Consider the following 18,976-nt stretch of genomic DNA (forward strand, 5'->3'; position numbering starts at 1 on the left):
ATGTCTCGTGTAGCTAAGAATCCGGTGGCAATCCCCCAAGGCGTCGAGATCACGGTCGGGGCCGACGAAGTCTCCGTCAAGGGACCGCTGGGGGCCGTGAAGCAATACATCGGCAATGCGGTGACCCTCGAACGCGATGGTGATGCGCTGGTGTGCAAGGCACGCGAAGGCGTTGCAAATAGCCGCGCGATGTCCGGCACGGTGCGCGCCCTCGTCAACAACATGGTGACCGGGGTGACGAAAGGCTTCGAGCGCAAGCTCACGCTGGTCGGCGTCGGCTATCGGGCCCAGGCGCAGGGCGACAAGCTCAACCTGACGCTCGGTTTCTCCCATCCGGTGGTGCATCAGATGCCGGCCGGCGTGAAAGTGGAAACTCCGACTCAGACCGAGATCGTCATCAAGGGCATCGACAAGCAGCAGGTCGGTCAGGTCGCAGCCGAGGTGCGTGCATACCGCGAACCCGAGCCGTACAAGGGCAAGGGCGTCCGTTATTCGGACGAAGTGGTTGTGCTTAAGGAAACCAAGAAGAAGTAAGGGCGGTTCGTCATGAACAAGAAAGAAGTTCGTCTGCGTCGTGCTCGTAAAACCCGAGCCAAAATCGCGGAGCTGAAGTCGGTGCGCCTAACCGTGTTCCGGACCAACTCCCATATCTACGCCCAAGTCATCGACGGTAGCGGTTCGCGGGTGTTGGCGGCGGCATCGACCGTCGAGGCCGACGTGCGCTCGCAGCTGCCGAACGGCGGCAACAAGCAGGCCGCGCAAGTCGTCGGCAAGCTCATCGCCGAGCGGGCGAAGGCCGCCGGGATCGAAGCGGTGGCGTTCGACCGTGCCGGCTTCCAGTATCACGGTCGCGTCAAGGCGCTGGCCGAGGCCGCCCGCGAAGGCGGACTCAAGTTCTAAGCGAGGTTTCGAATGGCTAAGCAACAAAGCAAGCGACCGCAAGCGGCGGATGAGCGCGACGACGGCCTGCGGGAGAAAATGGTCGCGATCAATCGCGTGACCAAGGTCGTCAAGGGCGGCCGGATCCTCGGTTTTGCGGCGCTTACGGTTGTCGGTGATGGCGACGGCGGCGTCGGAATGGGCAAGGGCAAGTCGCGCGAAGTGCCGGTGGCCGTGCAGAAGGCGATGGACGAAGCGCGTCGCAAGCTCAAGAAGATTTCGCTCAAGAACGGTACGTTGCAGCACTCGGTCGTGGGCAAGCACGGCGCGGCCTCCGTGCTGATGCAGCCGGCCCCGAGCGGCACCGGCATCATCGCGGGCGGTCCGATGCGGGCGGTGTTCGAAGTGATGGGCGTCACCGACGTGACTTGCAAGTGCCTCGGCTCCGCCAATCCTTACAACGTCGTGCGTGCGACGCTCAACGGTCTGCTGGCGATCAATACGCCGGCCGAGATCGCTGCCAAGCGTGGCAAGTCGGTCGAAGAGATCCTGGGGTAAGCGATGTCCGAGAAAACGATCAAGGTCACGCTCGTGAAGAGCGTGATCGGCACCAAGCAGTCGCACCGTGCAACCGTCCGCGGTCTCGGCCTGCGACGCATGAACCACTGTGTCGAACTGCAGGACACGCCTGAAGTTCGCGGCATGGTGAACAAGGTGTCGTATCTGCTGAAGTGTGAGGGTTGATATGCGACTCAATACGATAAAGCCCGGCGCCGGTTCGAAATCGGCAGCCAAGCGTGTCGGCCGCGGCATTGGCAGCGGCTTGGGCAAGACCTGCGGGCGCGGCCACAAGGGCCAGAAGTCCCGTGCCGGCGGCTTTCACAAAGTCGGTTTCGAAGGCGGTCAGATGCCGCTGCAGCGCCGGCTGCCGAAGCGCGGCTTCGTGTCGCTGACGGCTGCGCGCAAAGTCGAGGTGCGCCTGTCGGAACTCGACAAGCTGCCCGTCGACGACATCGATCTGCTGGTACTGATGCAGGCCGGCGTCGTTCCGGCCGATGCGCTGTCCGCAAAAGTCGTGCTGTCGGGGACGATCGGACGCAAGATCACGCTGCGCGGCGTCGGCGCGACCAAAGGCGCGCTGGCGGCGATCGAAGCTGCCGGCGGGTCGGTAGCGACCGCCTAAACCAAGGGAAAGCGAAGTGGCCAATCCTGCTGCCACGCTGGGGGCGTCCGGGCGTTTCGGGGATCTGAAACGCCGTGTCCTGTTCCTGCTCGGTGCACTCATCGTGTACCGGATCGGCGCACACATCCCTGTTCCCGGCATCGATCCGGCTCGACTGTCCGAGCTTTTCCAGTCGCAGGCGGGCGGGATCCTCGGCGTGTTCAACCTGTTTTCCGGCGGAGCGCTGTCACGGTTCACGATTTTCGCGCTCGGCATCATGCCGTACATCTCGGCATCGATCATCATGCAGCTGATGACGGTCGCGGTGCCGCAGCTCGAGGCGCTGAAGAAAGAGGGTGAGGCAGGGCGGCGCAAGATCACGCAATACACGCGCTACGGAACGGTGGCGCTGTCCCTCGCGCAGTCGCTCGGCATTGCGATCGCGCTCGAGAGCCAGCCCGGACTGGTGCTCGATCCGGGGCTCATGTTCCGTTTCGTGACCGTCGCGACGCTGGTTACGGGCACGATGTTCCTGATGTGGCTGGGCGAACAGATCACCGAGCGCGGCATCGGCAACGGCATTTCGCTGATCATTTTTGCCGGTATTGCGGCAGGTTTGCCGAGTGCCATCGGCGGGCTGTTCGAACTGGTGCGCACCGGCGCGATGCATCCTTTCACGGCGTTGCTGATCTGTGTGCTGGTGGTGCTGGTCACCGGCTTCGTCGTCTTCGTCGAACGGGGTCAGCGCAAGATCCTGGTGAATTACGCAAAGCGCCAGGTCGGGAACAAGATCTATGGCGGGCAGAGTTCGCATTTGCCGTTGAAGCTCAACATGGCAGGGGTGATCCCGCCGATTTTTGCTTCGAGCATCATCCTGTTTCCGGCGACGCTGGGGCAATGGTTCGGCGCCAGCGAAGGCATGACGTGGCTTCGCGATATCTCCTCGACGCTCGCGCCGGGACAGCCGATCTACGTGATGCTTTATGCAGCGGCCATCATGTTTTTCTGTTTCTTCTACACGGCGCTGGTGTTCAACGCCCGGGAGACGGCAGACAACCTGAAGAAGAGCGGTGCTTTCGTTCCCGGGATTCGGCCCGGCGATCAGACCGCGCGCTATATCGACAAGATCCTTACGCGGCTGACCCTCGTCGGTGCGGTGTACATCACTCTGGTGTGCCTGCTGCCCGAGTTCCTGATCCTTCGCTGGAATGTTCCGTTCTACTTCGGCGGGACCTCGTTGCTGATCATCGTCGTCGTGACGATGGATTTCATGACGCAGGTACAGGCTTACGTGATGTCCCATCAATATGAGAGTTTGCTGAAGAAGGCGAACTTCAAGGGTGCGGGCCTTCCTACCCGGTAACTCATGGCGAGGGGGCGTAATCGAGAGATGCAGGGCGAGGTGAACGAGAACCTGCCCGACGCAATGTTCCGCGTCCGGCTCGAGAACGGACAGGTGATTCTCGGACACATCTAGGGAAGAACGTGGCGGCACTGCATCCGCGTTCTTCCCGGCGACAAGGTCACTGTGCAACTGACGCCCTACGACCTGACGAAGGCCCGGATCGTTTTCCGGACCAGGTAATCAAGAAACTGGAGTAACAAAATGAGAGTTCAGGCTTCGGTAAAGCGGCTCTGCCGCAACTGCAAAATCGTGCGTCGTAAAGGCGTGGTTCGCGTGATCTGCACCGACCCGCGTCACAAGCAGCGCCAGGGTTGATTCTCTGGCGTTCACGTATTATTATTTAATGTTTCGCTTTTTGGGGTAATCGAATGGCCCGTATTGCTGGGGTAAACATTCCCAACCACAAGCATGCCGAGATCGCGCTGACCGCCATCTATGGAATTGGCCGTTCGCGTGCTCAGAAGATTTGCGATGCTGCCAGCGTCGTGCGTTCCGTCAAGATGAAGGATCTCACCGAATCCGACATGGAACGGCTGCGTGACGAAGTGGCGAAATTCATCGTCGAGGGTGATCTTCGTCGCGAGACGACGATGAACATCAAGCGCCTGATGGATCTCGGTTGCTATCGTGGTGTTCGTCATCGTCGCGGCCTGCCGCTTCGTGGCCAGCGCACCCGCACCAATGCGCGTACCCGGAAAGGGCCGCGCAAGGCAATCGCCGGCAAGAAGTGATAGGAATAGATAATGGCTAAAACTGCGGCGAAAGTTCGCAAGAAGGTCAAGAAGAACGTCGCCGAGGGTATCGCCCACGTGCACGCGAGCTTCAACAACACGATCATCACTATCACCGACCGTCAGGGCAATGCGTTGTCCTGGGCGACCTCGGGTGGTGCCGGCTTCAAGGGCTCGCGGAAGAGCACCCCGTTTGCCGCCCAGGTCGCGGCCGAAGCTGCCGGCAAAGCTGCACAGGAATGTGGCGTCAAGAATCTGGAAGTCCGCATCAAGGGCCCGGGGCCCGGGCGCGAATCCGCTGTCCGCGCGCTCAATGCGCTCGGCATGAAGATCTCCAGCATTACCGACATCACGCCGATCCCGCATAACGGCTGCCGTCCGCCGAAAAAGCGCCGCATCTGACAAGGAGTGTAACGTGGCTCGTAATCTGGATCCCAAGTGCCGTCAGTGCCGTCGCGAGGGCGAAAAGCTGTTTCTGAAGGCCGAGAAGTGCTTCACCGATAAATGCGCCATCGAGCGCCGTGCGTATGCGCCCGGCCAGCACGGCCAGCGTTCCGGTCAACGGATGTCCGGCTACGGCGTGCAGTTGCGCGAAAAGCAGAAGATCCGTCGCCTGTACGGCGTGCTCGAAGCGCAGTTCCGCAAAGTCTATGCCGAGGCCGAGCGCCGTCGTGGCCAGACCGGCGAGAACCTGCTGCAACTGCTCGAAGGACGCCTGGACTCGGTCGTCTATCGCATGGGCTTTGGCGGTTCGCGTGCCGAATCGCGCCAGCTCGTGCGGCACAACGGCATCCTCGTGAACGGCAAGCGGGTGAACATCCCGTCGTATGTCGTTCGTCCGGGCGAAGTCGTCGAACTCACCGAAGGGTCGCGCGCTCAGCTGCGCGTCAAGGCCGCGCTCGAAGCAGCTGCTTCCCGTGGTTTCCCGGAATGGCTGGAGGTCGATGCGAAGGCTGGCAAGGGCACCTTCAAGGCATATCCGCAGCGCGCTGAATTGCCGCCGACGATCAATGAAGGCCTGGTCGTCGAACTGTATTCCCGCTAACGGGTTCGCCTGAAGAATCAAAGATCCGAGGAACTGCTGATGCAAAGCAATTCGCTGCTGAAACCCCGCATCATCGACGTCCAGAGTGTGTCGCCGGTCCAGGCCCGCGTCACGATGGAGCCGTTCGAACGCGGTTTCGGCCATACCCTGGGGAATGCGCTGCGGCGCATTCTCCTGTCCTCGTTGCCGGGCTATGCCCCGACCGAAGTGTCCATCGAAGGCGTGCTGCATGAGTATTCCACTCTTGACGGCGTGCGCGAGGACATCGTCGATCTGCTATTGAACCTCAAGGGTGTGGTGCTCAAGCTCCACAGCCGCAGCGAGGCGACGCTGCGCCTGGCGAAGTCAGGCGATGGTGTGGTCACCGCGCGCGACATCGAGGTTGGGCACGACGTGGAAATCATCAACCCGGATCATGTGATTGCGCACCTCGCGCCGGGCGGAAAGCTCGACATGCAGATCAAGGTCGAGGAAGGCCGCGGTTACGTGCCGGGCAACGTCCGTCCGGCTGCCGGCGACACCAAGACCATCGGCCGCGTCGTGCTCGACGCGTCCTTCAGCCCGGTGCGGCGCGTGAGTTACCTGGTCGAGAGCGCCCGGGTGGAACAGCGCACCGACCTCGACCGGCTGGTGATCGACATCGAAACGAACGGCGCAGTGGACCCCGAGGAGGCCATCCGCTACGCGGCACGCGTCCTAATGGATCAGCTGTCGGTGTTTGCCGATCTCGAAGGCACCGCACCGGTCGTCGAACAGTCCGCTGCGCAGACGATCGACCCGGTGCTGCTGCGCCCGGTGGATGATCTGGAGTTGACGGTTCGGTCGGCCAACTGCCTGAAGGCGGAGAACATTTACTACATCGGCGACCTGATCCAGCGCACTGAGACGGAGTTGCTGAAGACGCCGAATCTGGGCCGCAAGTCGCTGAATGAAATCAAGGAAGTGTTGGCCTCCCGTGGGCTGACTCTCGGGATGAAACTGGAAAACTGGCCGCCGGCCGGGCTCGAAAAGCTCGGTTGAGGCGTGTCAGTGGAGTGAGGAAGAAAAATGCGTCACCGCAACGGTCTTCGCAAACTTAATCGTACCAGCAGCCACCGCCAGGCGATGTTTCGCAACATGGCCAACTCGCTGCTGCGTCACGAAGTCATCAAGACGACTCTGCCCAAGGCCAAGGAATTGCGCCGCGTGGTCGAGCCGCTGATCACCCTCGGCAAGAAGCCGAGCCTGTCGAATCGGCGTCTGGCATTCAACCGGATGCGCGACCGCGAGATGGTGGTCAAGCTGTTCGACGTGCTGGGTCCGCGCTTTGCCGAGCGTAACGGCGGCTATCTGCGCATCCTGAAGTTCGGTTTCCGCGACGGCGACAATGCGCCGATGGCGTTGATCGAACTGCTCGACCGCCCGGATGAAGGCGAGGAAGGGGCGAATGTCAGCGAGGCGGCCGCGGCCTGAATCGGGTCGCCGTAACGTTTCGCATATGAATGGGCCGGGAAACCGGCCCGTTTTTTTTCCTCGGCCCCGTTCCTCGAGTCGGCAGCGGGAAAGTCGGTTCGGATTCCCGTTCGCCGGGCTGCGAAAGCGCCGCGATCGGTCCGGATCGCTCGGGAACCGCTCCGCAACTCGTTCCGGGGCTTTGGAAGACAGGACAGGAGAAGGCGATGGGCTTGGTGCTGGTGACCGGCGGGGCGGGATATATCGGCTCCCACACTTGCGTGGAATTGCTCCAGAGTGGCCATGACGTCGTGGTCGTCGACAACCTGTGCAACAGCAAGCCCGAGGCGCTCGCGAGGGTCGAGCAGATCGCCGGGCGCAGGCTCGCGGGATTCCACGAGCTCGATGTCCGCGAACCCGGCGGCCTGAAAGCCGTTTTCGGCGCTTACCGGGTCGATGCGGTGATCCATTTCGCCGCCCTGAAAGCGGTCGGGGAATCGGTGCGCGAGCCGCTCGAGTACTACGACAACAACGTCGGCGGGACGATCGCGCTGACGCGGGCGATGGCCGAAGCGGGTGTGCGCCGGCTCGTGTTCAGCTCCTCGGCGACGGTGTACGGCGATCCGCACAGCGTGCCGATCGCGGAAAACGCCCCCGCTGCGCCGACCAATCCGTACGGCCGGACGAAGTGGATGACCGAGCAGGTGCTGTCGGACCTCGCCGCGTCCGATCCGCGCTGGCAGGTGGTGCTGCTGCGCTACTTCAACCCGGTCGGCGCCCACCGCAGCGGTCGGATCGGGGAAGATCCCAATGGAATCCCGAACAATCTGATGCCGTACATCAGCCAGGTCGCGGTGGGACGCCTGCCGCAACTGCAGGTGTTCGGCGGCGATTACGCGACGCCGGACGGGACCGGTGTTCGCGACTACATCCACGTCGTGGATCTCGCGCGCGGCCACGTGCAGGCGGTCGAGCGCCTCGCAGGGCTGCCCGGCGTGACGTGCCTGAATCTCGGTACCGGACGCGGATACAGCGTGCTCGAAGTCGTTCGCAGCTTCGAGGCTGCGTCCGGTCGATCGGTCCCGTACTGCATCGTCGACCGTCGTCCTGGCGACATCGCCGCGTGCTGGGCGGATGCCGGCCGCGCGGAAAAAGTGCTGGGCTGGCGGCCGGAGCACGACCTCGACGCGATGTGCCGGGATGCCTGGCACTGGCAGACGAGCAATCCGGAAGGCTACCCGGGCTGACGGCAAAGAGGTGGGGGCGATGCGCAACGCGCGCCGTCGTCGCGGCCCCACACGATCGGTCGGCGGCGGCGCTTCACAACCGGCCTGTCACGAACTGGAGTGCGCGGCAATCCCCGACGCGGCCGGGCGCGCCTCGTCCCGTGCCATCGCGTTCTTCAGATAGCGGCCGGTGTGACTTGCCGGGTGGGCAGCGACGGTTTCGGGAGGGGCGCTGCAAAGGATTTCGCCGCCGCGCCCGCCCCCTTCGGGGCCGAGGTCGATCAGCCAGTCCGCAGTCTTGATGACATCGAGGTTGTGCTCGATGACGACGACAGTGTTGCCGTGATCGCGCAGGCGGTGCAGCACGCCGAGCAGCAGCTCGATGTCGCGAAAATGCAGGCCGGTCGTCGGCTCGTCGAGGATGTAGAGGGTACGGCCGGTGTCGCGTTTCGACAGCTCGAGCGCGAGCTTGACCCGCTGCGCTTCCCCGCCGGAAAGCGTCGTCGCGCTCTGGCCGAGGCGAATGTAGCCGAGGCCGACGTCCACGAGCGTTTCGAGTTTGCGCGCGACGGCCGGAACGGCCCGGAAGAATTCCAGCGCGTTTTCGACCGTCATGTCGAGCACGTCGAAGACCGTCTTGCCCTTGTAGCGGATCTCCAGCGTTTCACGGTTGTAGCGCTTGCCGTGGCAGACGTCGCACGGCACGTACATGTCGGGCAGGAAGTGCATCTCGACCTTGATCAGCCCGTCGCCTTGGCAGGCTTCGCAGCGCCCCCCCTTGACGTTGAACGAGAAGCGTCCAGGGCCGTAGCCGCGCGCGCGCGCTTCGGGCACGCCGGCGAAGAGTTCGCGCACGGGAGTCAGCAAGCCGGTGTACGTTGCCGGATTCGAGCGCGGCGTCCGGCCGATCGGCGACTGGTCGACGTTGATGACCTTGTCGAAGAACTCCAGCCCCTCGACCGATGTGTAGGGCGCGGGCTCGGTGTTCGATCCGTAAAGATGCTTCGCCGCGATCGCATACAGCGTGTCGTTGATCAGCGTCGATTTGCCCGAGCCTGAAACGCCCGTCACGCACGTGAGCAGGCCGACCGGCAGTTCCAGGGCGACGTCCTTGAGGTTGTTCCCGCTGCAGCCGCGAAGCGTGAGCATGCGCTCCGGATCGGGCGCGGTGCGCCGTCGCGGGCTCGGGATGGCAAGGCGTCCCGCGAGGTACGCGCCGGTCAATGACGTCTCGCTGGCGAGGATTTCCGCCGGCGTGCCCCGGGCGACGATTTCGCCACCATGCACGCCGGCGCCCGGGCCCATGTCGACGACGTAGTCAGCCGAGCGGATCGCATCCTCGTCATGCTCGACGACGATCACCGTGTTGCCGAGGTCGCGAAGCTGGCGCAGCGTGCCGAGCAGGCGGTCGTTGTCACGCTGGTGCAGGCCGATCGACGGCTCGTCGAGCACGTACATGACGCCAGTCAGGCCCGAACCGATCTGGCTCGCGAGGCGGATGCGCTGGGCCTCGCCGCCCGACAGCGTGTCGGCCGAGCGATCGAGCGACAGGTAGTCGAGCCCGACGTTGATCAGGAAGCTCAGGCGGTCCGAGATTTCCTTGACGATCTTGCCGGCGACGAGTCCGCGGTGGCCGCTCAGCGAAAGCGCGTCGAAAAAGCGCTTGCAGTCGCCGAGCGGCAGCCGTCCGACGGCGTGGATCGGCTGCCCGCCGATCAGCACGTGGCGGGCTTCGGTGCGCAGCCGCGTGCCGCCGCAGCCCGGGCACGGGTGGGTCGCGCGGTACTTGGCGAGCTCCTCGCGCACGGCCGTCGAGTCGGTTTCGCGATAGCGCCGCTCGAGGTTCGGGATGATCCCTTCGAACGAATGTTCCTTCGCGACCATGCGGCCGTTGTCGGAGAGATAGCGGAACGGGATTTTCCGGCGCCCGGAACCGTGCAGCACGACTTCGCGCACCTCTTCGGGCAGCTCGCTGAACGGCGTATCGACGTCGAAACCGTAATGCGCGGCGAGGCTCGCGAGCATCTGGAAGTAGAACTGGTTGCGGCGGTCCCAGCCGCGGATCGCGCCGGCCGACAGCGACAGATCGGGATGCACGACGACGCGGGCGGGATCGAAGAAATCGACCTGGCCCAGACCGTCGCACTTCGGGCACGCGCCAGCGGGATTGTTGAACGAAAACAGGCGGGGTTCGAGCTCGGCGAGCGCGTAGCTGCAGACCGGGCACGCGAAGCGGGCGGAAAACAGGTGCTCGACGCCGCTGTCGATCTCGGTCGCGATCGCGCGACCGTCGGCATGGGTCAGCGCCGTCTCGAAGGATTCGGCGATGCGCCCGCGCTGGTCGGCGCGTACCTTGAGCCGGTCGATGACCACTTCGACCGTGTGGCGCCGGCCTTTCTCGAGCGCGGGCAGGGCGTCGAGTTCGCTGACGACGCCATCGACGCGCACGCGCACGAAACCCTGTGCGCGCAGTTCGGCGAACAGGTCGTGCTGCTCGCCCTTGCGGTATGCGACGACCGGCGCGAGGATCATCAGCCGCGTGTCCTGCGGCAACGCCAGCACGTGATCGACCATCTGCGAGACCGTCTGCGCTTCGAGCGCCTGGTCCGGGTGGTCCGGGCAGTGCGGCGTACCGGCCCGCGCGTACAGCAGGCGCAGGTAGTCGTGGATCTCGGTGACGGTGCCGACCGTCGAACGCGGATTGTGACTCGTCGCTTTCTGCTCGATCGCGATCGCCGGCGAAAGCCCCTCGATCAGGTCGACGTCGGGCTTCTCCATCAGCTGCAGGAACTGCCTCGCATACGCGGAAAGCGACTCGACGTAGCGGCGCTGGCCTTCGGCATACAGCGTGTCGAACGCGAGCGAGGACTTGCCCGACCCCGACAGGCCGGTGATCACGGTCAGCCGGTTGCGTGGCAGGTCGAGGCTGATGTTCTTCAGGTTATGGGTGCGGGCGCCGCGGATGCGGATTTCGTCCATGGGGCGGGGGAATTGCCGGAGGGGGAACGCGCCACTATACGAGAGAACACCGGTCGATCCAAACCGGATGACGGCGAATGCTAGAATCGCCGCTTTGGTCCGCCGCGTCCCCCTAATGTCCCGATTCGAGCACGATTCCATGACTCCCGCGGAGAAGCGGGCCGGCATGAGCCTCGCGGCGATCTTCGCGCTGCGCATGCTCGGCCTGTTCCTGATCCTGCCGGTGTTCGCGGTTCATGCCCACGAGATTCCCGGCGGCGACGATCTGACGCTCGTCGGGCTGGCGATCGGCGCCTACGGGCTGACGCAGGCGTTCCTGCAGATCGCCTACGGCGCCGCATCCGACCGTTTCGGCCGCAAGCCGGTGATCGTGTTCGGCCTGCTGCTGTTCGTCATCGGCAGCGCCGTCGCCGCCTTGGCCGACAGCATCTACATCGTCATCGTCGGCCGGGTCCTGCAGGGCGCCGGCGCGATTTCCGCCGCCGTGACCGCGCTCGCCGCCGACCTCACGCGCGACCAGCACCGCACCAAGGTGATGGCGATGATCGGGTCGAGCATCGGCCTGGTGTTCGCGATTTCGATGGTCGCGGCGCCGCTGCTGTACACGCTGGTCGGCATGAGCGGGATTTTCTGGCTGACCGCGGTGCTGGCCTTCCTTGCGATCGGCGTCGTCGTCTACGTCGTGCCGACCGTGCCGGTCATTCCGCGCGCCCATGGCGGCCGGCTCGTCGATGTCTTGCGCAACGGACAGCTGATGCGGCTGAACGTCGGCGTGTTCGCGCTGCACCTGATCCAGACCGCGATGTGGGTGCTGGTGCCCGCCGCGATCGTCGCCGGCGGCGCATTGCCGCTGCCCGAGCACTGGAAGGTGTATCTTCCCGCGGTGCTGCTGTCGTTCGCGTTGATGGTGCCGGCGGTGATCGTCGCCGAGCGCCGCGGCATGATGAAAGTGATCTTCAATGCGGCGATCGCGCTGCTGGTCGTCGTGCAGCTCGGCCTGTATGTGTTCGGCGACAGCCTGCTGGCGCTCGGCTTGTGGCTGACGCTGTTTTTCGTCGCCTTCAACGTGCTCGAAGCGGTCCTGCCGTCGTGGATATCGAAGATCGCGCCGGCCCACGCGCGGGGCACTGCGCTCGGCGTCTACAACACGCTGCAATCGGTCGGTCTCTTTCTCGGTGGAATGGTCGGCGGCTGGATCGCGCAGAACTACGGACCGTCGGCCGTCAACCTCGCCTGCGGGTTGCTCGCGCTGGTCTGGCTGATGGTGGCAGCGACAATGAACTCGCCTCCGCGCCGTGTCGTGGCGGCGCCGGCGGCACGTTAACCCCTACATGAGGAGAATCGCATGGCATCCCTGAACAAAGTGATCCTGATCGGCAATCTCGGCAAGGATCCCGAAACGCGCTATGCCCCCAGCGGCGATGCGATCTGCAACATCACGGTAGCGACGAGCGAAACCTGGAAGGACAAGGCGACGGGCGAAAAGAAGGAGCAGACCGAATGGCACCGCGTCGTGTTCTTCGGCCGGCTCGCCGAAATCGCGGCCCAGTACCTGCGCAAGGGCAGCCAGATCTACGTGGAAGGCCGGCTGCAGACGCGCAAGTGGCAGGACAAGGAAGGGCAGGACCGCTACACGACCGAGATCCGCGGCGACGAGATGAAGATGCTCGGTTCGCGCCAGGGCACGGGTGATGCATCCTCCGGCCGCCAGTACGACGCGGGCGGCTACGACGCGCCCGCCGCATCGCGCCCGAGCCCGCAACCGGCCGCGCCGAAGGCTCCGACGAAGAGCAGCGGCGGTGGCGCCGGTTTCGGCGATTTCGACGACGACATTCCGTTCTGACGGGGCTTCGGCCGCAGACGTTGTTCCCGGCTGGCTACGTGTTCCTTCGCGATGCATTATTTTCGCGTCGATGGGCGGCTTTACAGGCCACAGTTCGAGCCTCTGCCGTCGTCCGGGTCCAAAAGCTCTCGGGAAACGGTGTGCCGCCGCTTGCGGCACGGGGAATGAAAATTGCCACGGTCATGCTCCGTGAGTCGCACCGGCTCGGTGCGACTCGACGACTCACTTGTCGAAGGAGCATCCCATGACATCTCCGTTTCGCAGCAAAAGCCTTTGTATCGCCGCGGCAATCGGCCTGATCTCCCCGTCGGTGTTGTTCGCGCAAGCCAGCGGATCGGCACCGGCTGGGGCGCAGGGCTCGACTTCGGGCACGTCGAGCGCCGCGACCACGGCGCAGCAGTTGGCGGAGGACGACAGGGAGTTCGTCGAGAAAGCCGCTTCGGCGGGTCTTGCCGAAGTGCAGATGGGGCAGCTCGCCAGCAAGAGCGCAGCGTCTTCGCAGGTCAAGCAGTTCGCCGAGCGGATGGTGAAAGACCACGGCACCGCGAACAGCCAGCTGCAACAGATCGTCTCGGACACCGGCATGGAGCTGCCCAAGCAGCCCGACGACAAGCATCAGGACAAGCTCAAGGACTTGCAGAAGCATTCGGGCCAGAAGTTCGACCGCGAATACATGGAGCTGATGGTCAAGGAGCATGAGAAGGACATCGAAATCTTCGAGAAATACGCGAAGGATTCGAAGCACGCCGGACTCAAGTCCTTCGCCGAAAAAAACCTGCCGATCCTGCGCGAACACTTGGATCTTGCCAAGAAAAACGAGCGGGCTCTCAAGGATTGAAGCCGCGACGGTGACGCCGGGGCCCGAGCCACGGCTAGGGGGCTGCGCCGGCCGCGTTGCGCGTTTTTCCGGCTACCTTTCACCCAGCGCGCGCTGCATCCGTCCGAGCGCTTCGGCGAGCAGCGCTCGGGTGCAGCCGAAATTCATGCGTACGAACCCTGGCATCCCGAACGGCGCGCCGTCGGACAGGCCGACGCCGGCGGCTTCGAAGAACTTCCCCGGGTCTTCGAGGCCGGTCCTGCGGCAGTCGATCCACGCGAGGTAAGTCGCCTGCGGTCGTGCGGCCTCCAGTCCCGGCATCGTGTCGATCGCGGCCATCACAAGGTCGCGGTTGCCGCGCAGGTAGTCGAGCAGCGCCGTGCGCCACGGACCGCCGTCGCGGTAGGCCGCTTCGGCGGCGACCATCCCGAGCACGTTCGGATGCGGCACGATGCCGTGCATCGCGTGACGAAAGCGCCGCCGCAGGCGAGTGTCGGAAATGACGGCGAAAGCACAGTACAGCGCCGGGATGTTCCACGTCTTCGATGGCGCCATCAGCGTGATCGTGCGTTGCGCGACCGACGCATCGAGCGCGGCGATCGGGACGTGCGGGGCGTCGTCGTCGAGCACCAGGCCGCAGTGGATTTCGTCGGAACAGATCGTCAGGTCGTGCCGCTCGGCGAGGTCGGCGAGCCAGCGCAATTCGTCCTGGTCGAACACGCGGCCGACCGGATTGTGCGGGTTGCACAGCATCAGCAGGCGGCTGCGCGGCGTCAGCGCGGCTTCGAACGCGGCGCGATCCCAGCACCAGCGGCCGTCGGCGAAGGCGAGCGGACGCGTCACGAGGCGACGATCGCTGTTGCCCGGCGCGGCGAGGAAGGGCGGATAGACGGGGGTCGCGGTCAGCACTTCGTCGCCGGCTTCGCCGGTGATGCGGCAAGCGAGATTGAAGCCGGTCACGACACCGGGCAGCCACACCAGCCAGTCCGGTTCGATCCGCCACGCGTGGTCGCGCGCGAGGCCTTCGATCACCGCTTCGATCAGGCCGGGCCAGGCGTCGGTGTAGCCGAAGACGCGGTGGTCGAGGCGGCGCTGGAGCGCTTCGACGACCGGTGGCGGCGCAGCGAAATCCATGTCGGCGACCCACAGCGGAAGAATGTCGCGCCCTTCATAGCGTCCCCATTTTTCGCCGGGAACGCGCCGCCGGTCTATCTCAGTGTCGAAATCGAAAATCGGATTCATCGTCGTCGGCCCTGCGGCAATGCAAGAAAAGCTTGCGGTTCGATGCCGGGTCTTTGTCCCGTGCAGCGGATACAATTGCGGAAAACTAACCGAATGTGCAGGAGGAAGACAACGTGCAGCACGTCACCGCCCACCCCGACGGCATTCTTGCGGTCGATGCCGGCTACGGCCGGCCCGGCGTCGCGGCGATCCACCTGGTCATCCATCAGGGGCACGCCGCGGTCGTCGACACCGGCACGAACGCGTCCGTCCCCCGCGTGCTCGGCGCCCTCGTCGCCGCCGGCATCGCGCCCGAGAACGTCGACTGGGTAATCCTCACCCACATTCACCTCGACCACGCCGGCGGCGCGGGCAGCCTGATGTGCGCGCTGCCGAACGCCAGGCTGGTCGTCCATCCGCGCGGTGTGCGCCACCTCGTCGACCCGGCGAAACTGTGGGAAGGCACTTCCGCAGTGTACGGCGCGGAGCGGGCGTTTGCGCTCTACGGACGGCTTGCGCCGGTGCCGCCGGAGCGCATCGTGGCTGCCACCGAGGGGACTGAAATCGATCTCGCCGGGCGCCGCTTCCTCGTCCTCGAGACGCCGGGACATTCGCGACATCATATCTGCGTGTGGGACGAGACGGCCCGCGCCTTCTTCACCGGTGACACGTTCGGGCTTTCCTACCGCGAACTCGACGTCGACGGCCGCGCGTCGATTTTCCCGACCACGACGCCGACGCAGTTCGATCCCGACGCGCTGCATGCGTCGATCGACCGCCTGCTGAGTTTCTTCCCCGAGGCGATGTATCTGACCCACTACAGCCGCGTGACCGACGTCGAACGCCTCGCCGCGGACCTGCATCGCCTGATCGGTGCCCATGTCGCGGTCGCGCAGGCGGCGCGGGGCGAGGGCGTCGCGCGCCACGTCGAGATCCTTGCGGGACTGGAGCAGATCGTGCGCGAGGAAGCCGAGCGCCAGGGCTGGACACACCCCGAAGCCGAAGTGCTCGACCTGTTCCGGCAGGATCTGGAGCTCAATGCGCAAGGGCTCGGAATATGGCTCGATTTCACTGCCGGGAAGGAGCCGGCGCCGACGCAGTAGTGTCGCCTGCGCCGGGGGCGCTCACGGCGTGGTGGCCTCGATCTGCGACATCAGCGCAGCATGCTTCTCCCGCGCGAGCGCGTCGCCCTGCTGCGCCGCCTGCAGGTACCAGTGCGCCGCCAGCCGCGGGTCCCGCACGACGCCGTTGCCGGTCTCGTACAGGCTCGCGATGATGGATTGTGCGGCGACGTCGCCGGCGCGCGCGGCGGCAAGATACCAGCGTGCCGCAGTCGCGGCCTCGAGCGGAACGCCGTCGCCGGCGAGATGCATCGCCGCCAAGCTCACCTGCGCTTCGACGTGTCCCTGCCCGGCAGCGCGCCGATACCACTCCGCCGCGGTCGGCAGCGACTGCGGTACGTCGTCGCCGTGTTCGTACAGTCGCGCGAGCGTGAACTGCGCCTGCGGCAGCCCGGCCCCGGCGGCACGGCGCAGCCAGCGCCACGCCGAGTTCGCGTCGCGTGACTGCGCCTCGTTGCGGTACAGCATCATCGCGTAATTGAACTGGGCGAGGCGGTTGCCGGCGCGCGCGGCGCGCTCGAACAGCCGGGCCGCTTCGTCGTGGTGTCCCGCCTCGTAGGCGCCGATCGCGGTCTGGGCGAGCGCTGCTGCCGGAGGGTCCGCACCCGCGTACGCGCAGCCGAACGCCAGCGTGATGCAGAACAGTGCCTGGCGTAGCGGTCGATGCATGGTCGTTCCCCCTGTCGCAGGTTGGAGCAAGGCAGGTGCGATTCGGTTCAGGCGCGCGCGGGCTGAGGTAACATCGGCGCTCTCCCTTCCGCTTGCAGGTTTCATGTCGGCACCGATCACTTCCACCGTTCCGGATGTCGACCGGGAACGACGCTTCGGCGGCATCGCCCGCCTTTATGGCAACGATGCGCTGCCGCGGCTCGATCGCGGGCGCGTCTGCGTCGTCGGCATCGGCGGAGTCGGTTCCTGGGCGGCCGAGGCGCTCGCACGCAGCGGCGTCGGTCACCTCACGCTGATCGACCTCGACCACGTCGCCGAATCGAACATCAACCGGCAAAGCCACGCGCTCGACGCGACGCTCGGGCAGGCGAAAGTCGTCGCGATGGCCGAGCGGCTGCGTGCGATCAATCCGCTCGTGAACGTCGTGGTGGTCGAGGACTTCATCGGCGAGGACAACGCGGCGGCGCTGCTGCGCGATTTCGACGTCGTCATCGACGCGATCGACAACGTGCGCGCCAAGGTCGCGATCGTGCTGACGTGTCGCATGCGCCGCATTCCACTGATCGTCGCTGGCAGCGCGGGCGGCAAGACCGATCCGGGGAAGATCCGCGTCGACGACCTGTCGCGCACCGAGCAGGATCCGCTGCTGGCAAAAATGCGCAAGCGGCTGCGCAGCGAGCACGGCTTTCCGCGCAACCCGAAGCGGCCGTTCGGCATCGAGGCAGTGTATTCGAGCGAAGCGCTGCGCATCGATGGGGCGGCTTGCGACCTGCCTCACGGGCCGCAAGGGCTCGCCTGCGCCGGCTATGGTTCGAGCATGATGATGACGGCCAGCGTCGGCCTGTTCGCCGCGGCCCGCGCGCTCGAACGGCTGCTGGCGCGCCCGGCCGGCGACGCCGCCGACCTTCAGGAGGACCAGGCATGACTCATGACAGGGCAGTAGTGCTGTTCGGCCACGGCGCACGCGATCCGGCGTGGGCGCAGCCGATGGAGCGTGTTCGCGACACGCTGCACGCACTGGCGCCGGAGCTCGGGGTCGAGCTCGCGTTCCTCGAGTTCCTCGCACCGACGTTGGACGAGGCGATCGATGCGCTGGTCGCACGTGGCGCGCGGCGGATCGTTATCGTGCCGATGTTCATCGCCCGTGGCGGGCACCTGAAAAACGATCTGCCGAAGCTCGTCGCTGCGGCGTGCGAGCGCCATCCCGGCTGCGAGATCGTCCAGACGCTCGCCGTCGGCGAGGCGGAACCGGTCGTCGCGGCGATGGCGAGCTATGCGCGGCAATGCGCGTTCGAAGACGATGACTGAACGCTGACGACACGTTTGCCACCTTCGCGGGTAGCCTGCAATGGGGAGAGGTCTTGACTTGCTTGAATATTAGCATAAACTGATATTCATGATCGATCGGCTCCTGATCCGCCTACTGCTGATTTCGCTGGCGCTTGTCGCGGCCGGAATCGCGCACGCGGAACTGCCCACCGTCCGCGTTGAAGCTCGCGTCGTGGCGCGCTCGCACCCGGCCGAAGCGACGCTCGAAGCGGTTCACCAGGTCGCGCTCGCGGCGCAGGTGCCGGGCCGCATCGTCGCCCTGAACGTCGATGCCGGCGATCGGATCGCGAAAGGCGAAGTGCTGTTGCGTATCGACGCCGTCGAGGCGGCGCAGGCCGTTGCGGGCGCCGAAGCCGGCATCGCCGAGGCGCAGGCGAACCTCATCAATGCGAAAGCGGCATTGGAGCGCACTGCGCGTCTGCTCGAGCGCCGCTTCGTCAGCCCTGCCGCGCTCGACCAGGCGAAAGCGGTATACGACGCCGCCGAAGCGCAGCTGCGCGCGGCACGCGCTGGGCGCGGCCAAGCGGGCGCGGTGCAGGGTTACACGGCGATCGTCTCGCCCTTGACGGGGCTCGTCGCCGCGCGCCACGTCGAACTGGGCGACATGGCGCAGCCCGGGCGCGTGCTGCTGACCGTCTATGATCCGGCAGCGATGCGCGCGATCGTCGACGTGCCGCAATATCGCATCGCCGGCGTCGCCGGAGAGCAGCTGACGGCGCGCATCGAGCTGCCGGAGTCGGGGCGCTGGTTCGACGCGGCGCGCGTCGTCGTGCTGCCCGCGGCCGACCCGCGCACGCATACGGTCCGCGTGCGTGTCGATCTGCCGCGGCAGGCGGACGGGCTGGTGCCGGGAATGTTCGCGCGCGTCCATTTCGCGACCGGCGCGGACCGACGCATCGCGGTTCCGGCCGAAGCGATCCTGCGGCGCGGCGAAATCACTGGCGTATATGTTGCCGACGGCAAAGGCGGCTTCGGCTTGCGGCAGATTCGCGCCGGCCAGGCATTGGCGGACGGCAGCGTCGAAGTGCTCGCCGGGCTCGTCGGCGGCGAGGAGGTCGCGCTCGATCCGGTCCAGGCAAGCATCGCCGGCCGTGCCACCCGCGCCGCGAGCCGCTGAC

At 65.5% G+C, this 18,976-nt stretch carries 23 protein-coding genes and 1 pseudogene; 21 read left to right on the plus strand and 3 right to left on the minus strand.

Annotation, left to right across the window (positions count from 1 at the left end):
• From rplF to galE, 14 genes and pseudogenes are all read left to right on the plus strand, one after another.
• A complete protein-coding gene (rplF, locus tag GO608_RS05335; protein ID WP_169197162.1) occupies nucleotides 1–534 on the plus strand; it encodes a 50S ribosomal protein L6 in 534 nt (177 codons plus the stop codon).
• 12 nt (nucleotides 535–546) lie between these two features.
• Nucleotides 547–900, plus strand: coding sequence for a 50S ribosomal protein L18 (rplR, locus tag GO608_RS05340; protein ID WP_053420943.1), 354 nt, complete (start codon nucleotides 547–549; stop codon nucleotides 898–900).
• A 12-nt stretch (nucleotides 901–912) separates the two neighbouring features.
• Nucleotides 913–1,437, plus strand: a complete 525-nt coding sequence (gene rpsE, locus GO608_RS05345; RefSeq protein ID WP_053420944.1) for a 30S ribosomal protein S5 — start codon at nucleotides 913–915, stop codon at nucleotides 1,435–1,437.
• 3 nt (nucleotides 1,438–1,440) lie between these two features.
• The gene (gene rpmD / locus GO608_RS05350; RefSeq protein ID WP_053420945.1) at nucleotides 1,441–1,623 is read left to right on the plus strand and encodes a 50S ribosomal protein L30; all 183 of its coding nucleotides are present in this window, start codon (nucleotides 1,441–1,443) and stop codon (nucleotides 1,621–1,623) included.
• A gap of 1 nt (nucleotide 1,624) precedes the next feature.
• Complete coding sequence (rplO, locus tag GO608_RS05355; RefSeq protein ID WP_169197161.1) at nucleotides 1,625–2,062, plus strand: 50S ribosomal protein L15; 438 nt, start codon at nucleotides 1,625–1,627, stop codon at nucleotides 2,060–2,062.
• Nucleotides 2,063–2,078: 16 nt separating this feature from the next.
• Nucleotides 2,079–3,404: a preprotein translocase subunit SecY gene (secY, locus tag GO608_RS05360; RefSeq protein ID WP_169197160.1), complete on the plus strand. Its 1,326-nt coding sequence runs from the start codon at nucleotides 2,079–2,081 to the stop codon at nucleotides 3,402–3,404.
• A 3-nt stretch (nucleotides 3,405–3,407) separates the two neighbouring features.
• Nucleotides 3,408–3,626, plus strand: a pseudogene (infA, locus tag GO608_RS05365) (translation initiation factor IF-1).
• 21 nt (nucleotides 3,627–3,647) lie between these two features.
• On the plus strand, nucleotides 3,648–3,761 hold the full coding sequence (gene rpmJ / locus GO608_RS05370; RefSeq protein ID WP_079432668.1) for a 50S ribosomal protein L36: 114 nt from the start codon (nucleotides 3,648–3,650) through the stop codon (nucleotides 3,759–3,761).
• Between the two features lie 53 nt (nucleotides 3,762–3,814).
• Nucleotides 3,815–4,177: a 30S ribosomal protein S13 gene (gene rpsM, locus GO608_RS05375; protein ID WP_169197159.1), complete on the plus strand. Its 363-nt coding sequence runs from the start codon at nucleotides 3,815–3,817 to the stop codon at nucleotides 4,175–4,177.
• A 12-nt stretch (nucleotides 4,178–4,189) separates the two neighbouring features.
• A complete protein-coding gene (rpsK, locus tag GO608_RS05380; RefSeq protein WP_011237995.1) occupies nucleotides 4,190–4,579 on the plus strand; it encodes a 30S ribosomal protein S11 in 390 nt (129 codons plus the stop codon).
• 13 nt (nucleotides 4,580–4,592) lie between these two features.
• Nucleotides 4,593–5,222, plus strand: a complete 630-nt coding sequence (rpsD, locus tag GO608_RS05385) for a 30S ribosomal protein S4 (RefSeq protein ID WP_169197158.1) — start codon at nucleotides 4,593–4,595, stop codon at nucleotides 5,220–5,222.
• A 39-nt stretch (nucleotides 5,223–5,261) separates the two neighbouring features.
• The gene (locus GO608_RS05390) at nucleotides 5,262–6,242 is read left to right on the plus strand and encodes a DNA-directed RNA polymerase subunit alpha (RefSeq protein WP_011237997.1); all 981 of its coding nucleotides are present in this window, start codon (nucleotides 5,262–5,264) and stop codon (nucleotides 6,240–6,242) included.
• Nucleotides 6,243–6,269: 27 nt separating this feature from the next.
• Nucleotides 6,270–6,674, plus strand: a complete 405-nt coding sequence (rplQ, locus tag GO608_RS05395; protein WP_169197157.1) for a 50S ribosomal protein L17 — start codon at nucleotides 6,270–6,272, stop codon at nucleotides 6,672–6,674.
• A gap of 206 nt (nucleotides 6,675–6,880) precedes the next feature.
• The gene (galE, locus tag GO608_RS05400; protein ID WP_169197156.1) at nucleotides 6,881–7,900 is read left to right on the plus strand and encodes a UDP-glucose 4-epimerase GalE; all 1,020 of its coding nucleotides are present in this window, start codon (nucleotides 6,881–6,883) and stop codon (nucleotides 7,898–7,900) included.
• 87 nt (nucleotides 7,901–7,987) lie between these two features.
• On the opposite strand, the gene uvrA is transcribed toward galE, so the two are convergent.
• Nucleotides 7,988–10,858 (minus strand): excinuclease ABC subunit UvrA, encoded by a 2,871-nt coding sequence (gene uvrA, locus GO608_RS05405; protein ID WP_169197155.1) that lies wholly within the window; start codon nucleotides 10,856–10,858, stop codon nucleotides 7,988–7,990.
• 139 nt (nucleotides 10,859–10,997) lie between these two features.
• On the opposite strand from uvrA, the gene GO608_RS05410 reads away from it, so the two are divergent.
• The 3 genes from GO608_RS05410 (at nucleotide 10,998) to GO608_RS05420 (ending at nucleotide 13,539) form a co-directional block, all read left to right on the plus strand.
• On the plus strand, nucleotides 10,998–12,182 hold the full coding sequence (locus GO608_RS05410; RefSeq protein WP_169197154.1) for an MFS transporter: 1,185 nt from the start codon (nucleotides 10,998–11,000) through the stop codon (nucleotides 12,180–12,182).
• Between the two features lie 21 nt (nucleotides 12,183–12,203).
• Nucleotides 12,204–12,701: a single-stranded DNA-binding protein gene (gene ssb / locus GO608_RS05415; RefSeq protein ID WP_169197153.1), complete on the plus strand. Its 498-nt coding sequence runs from the start codon at nucleotides 12,204–12,206 to the stop codon at nucleotides 12,699–12,701.
• Nucleotides 12,702–12,945: 244 nt separating this feature from the next.
• Nucleotides 12,946–13,539 carry a DUF4142 domain-containing protein gene (locus GO608_RS05420; RefSeq protein WP_169197152.1) on the plus strand — a complete coding sequence of 198 codons (594 nt, stop codon included), beginning with the start codon at nucleotides 12,946–12,948 and terminating at the stop codon, nucleotides 13,537–13,539.
• 72 nt (nucleotides 13,540–13,611) lie between these two features.
• Here GO608_RS05420 and GO608_RS05425 read toward each other — a convergent pair whose 3' ends face one another.
• Entirely contained in the window at nucleotides 13,612–14,760 is a 1,149-nt protein-coding gene (locus GO608_RS05425; RefSeq protein WP_169197151.1) for a MalY/PatB family protein, read from the minus strand.
• 113 nt (nucleotides 14,761–14,873) lie between these two features.
• Here GO608_RS05425 and GO608_RS05430 point away from each other — a divergent pair, with 113 nt between their 5' ends.
• Nucleotides 14,874–15,842 (plus strand): MBL fold metallo-hydrolase, encoded by a 969-nt coding sequence (locus GO608_RS05430; RefSeq protein WP_169197150.1) that lies wholly within the window; start codon nucleotides 14,874–14,876, stop codon nucleotides 15,840–15,842.
• A 21-nt stretch (nucleotides 15,843–15,863) separates the two neighbouring features.
• On the opposite strand, the gene GO608_RS05435 is transcribed toward GO608_RS05430, so the two are convergent.
• Entirely contained in the window at nucleotides 15,864–16,529 is a 666-nt protein-coding gene (locus GO608_RS05435; RefSeq protein WP_169197149.1) for a tetratricopeptide repeat protein, read from the minus strand.
• 103 nt (nucleotides 16,530–16,632) lie between these two features.
• Between GO608_RS05435 and GO608_RS05440 the strand changes: the two genes are divergently transcribed.
• From GO608_RS05440 to GO608_RS05450, 3 genes are all read left to right on the plus strand, one after another.
• Entirely contained in the window at nucleotides 16,633–17,454 is an 822-nt protein-coding gene (locus GO608_RS05440; protein ID WP_169197148.1) for a tRNA threonylcarbamoyladenosine dehydratase, read from the plus strand.
• The gene (locus tag GO608_RS05445; protein WP_169197147.1) at nucleotides 17,451–17,837 is read left to right on the plus strand and encodes a sirohydrochlorin chelatase; all 387 of its coding nucleotides are present in this window, start codon (nucleotides 17,451–17,453) and stop codon (nucleotides 17,835–17,837) included. The genes GO608_RS05440 and GO608_RS05445 overlap by 4 nt, the downstream gene beginning before the upstream one ends.
• An 88-nt stretch (nucleotides 17,838–17,925) precedes the next feature.
• Entirely contained in the window at nucleotides 17,926–18,975 is a 1,050-nt protein-coding gene (locus GO608_RS05450; protein ID WP_169197146.1) for an efflux RND transporter periplasmic adaptor subunit, read from the plus strand.
• The last annotated feature ends 1 nt before the right edge of the window (nucleotide 18,976 follow it).

This window comes from Aromatoleum buckelii (assembly GCF_012910785.2).
Classification (GTDB): domain Bacteria; phylum Pseudomonadota; class Gammaproteobacteria; order Burkholderiales; family Rhodocyclaceae; genus Aromatoleum; species Aromatoleum buckelii.

Excerpts from the sequence above, each read along its gene's own strand:
- uvrA (WP_169197155.1), bottom strand. The coding sequence starts at position 10,858 with ATGGACGAAATCCGCATCCGCGGCGCCCGCACCCATAACCTGAAGAAC.
- rplR (WP_053420943.1), top strand. The coding sequence starts at position 547 with ATGAACAAGAAAGAAGTTCGTCTGCGTCGTGCTCGTAAAACCCGAGCC.
- GO608_RS05420 (WP_169197152.1), top strand. The coding sequence starts at position 12,946 with ATGACATCTCCGTTTCGCAGCAAAAGCCTTTGTATCGCCGCGGCAATC.
- rpmJ (WP_079432668.1), top strand. The coding sequence starts at position 3,648 with ATGAGAGTTCAGGCTTCGGTAAAGCGGCTCTGCCGCAACTGCAAAATC.
- GO608_RS05445 (WP_169197147.1), top strand. The coding sequence starts at position 17,451 with ATGACTCATGACAGGGCAGTAGTGCTGTTCGGCCACGGCGCACGCGAT.
- GO608_RS05425 (WP_169197151.1), bottom strand. The coding sequence starts at position 14,760 with ATGAATCCGATTTTCGATTTCGACACTGAGATAGACCGGCGGCGCGTT.
- GO608_RS05390 (WP_011237997.1), top strand. The coding sequence starts at position 5,262 with ATGCAAAGCAATTCGCTGCTGAAACCCCGCATCATCGACGTCCAGAGT.
- rplQ (WP_169197157.1), top strand. The coding sequence starts at position 6,270 with ATGCGTCACCGCAACGGTCTTCGCAAACTTAATCGTACCAGCAGCCAC.
- GO608_RS05435 (WP_169197149.1), bottom strand. The coding sequence starts at position 16,529 with ATGCATCGACCGCTACGCCAGGCACTGTTCTGCATCACGCTGGCGTTC.
- ssb (WP_169197153.1), top strand. The coding sequence starts at position 12,204 with ATGGCATCCCTGAACAAAGTGATCCTGATCGGCAATCTCGGCAAGGAT.
- rpmD (WP_053420945.1), top strand. The coding sequence starts at position 1,441 with ATGTCCGAGAAAACGATCAAGGTCACGCTCGTGAAGAGCGTGATCGGC.
- rpsM (WP_169197159.1), top strand. The coding sequence starts at position 3,815 with ATGGCCCGTATTGCTGGGGTAAACATTCCCAACCACAAGCATGCCGAG.
- rpsE (WP_053420944.1), top strand. The coding sequence starts at position 913 with ATGGCTAAGCAACAAAGCAAGCGACCGCAAGCGGCGGATGAGCGCGAC.
- rpsK (WP_011237995.1), top strand. The coding sequence starts at position 4,190 with ATGGCTAAAACTGCGGCGAAAGTTCGCAAGAAGGTCAAGAAGAACGTC.
- GO608_RS05450 (WP_169197146.1), top strand. The coding sequence starts at position 17,926 with ATGATCGATCGGCTCCTGATCCGCCTACTGCTGATTTCGCTGGCGCTT.
- rplO (WP_169197161.1), top strand. The coding sequence starts at position 1,625 with ATGCGACTCAATACGATAAAGCCCGGCGCCGGTTCGAAATCGGCAGCC.
- rplF (WP_169197162.1), top strand. The coding sequence starts at position 1 with ATGTCTCGTGTAGCTAAGAATCCGGTGGCAATCCCCCAAGGCGTCGAG.
- GO608_RS05410 (WP_169197154.1), top strand. The coding sequence starts at position 10,998 with ATGACTCCCGCGGAGAAGCGGGCCGGCATGAGCCTCGCGGCGATCTTC.
- galE (WP_169197156.1), top strand. The coding sequence starts at position 6,881 with ATGGGCTTGGTGCTGGTGACCGGCGGGGCGGGATATATCGGCTCCCAC.
- GO608_RS05440 (WP_169197148.1), top strand. The coding sequence starts at position 16,633 with ATGTCGGCACCGATCACTTCCACCGTTCCGGATGTCGACCGGGAACGA.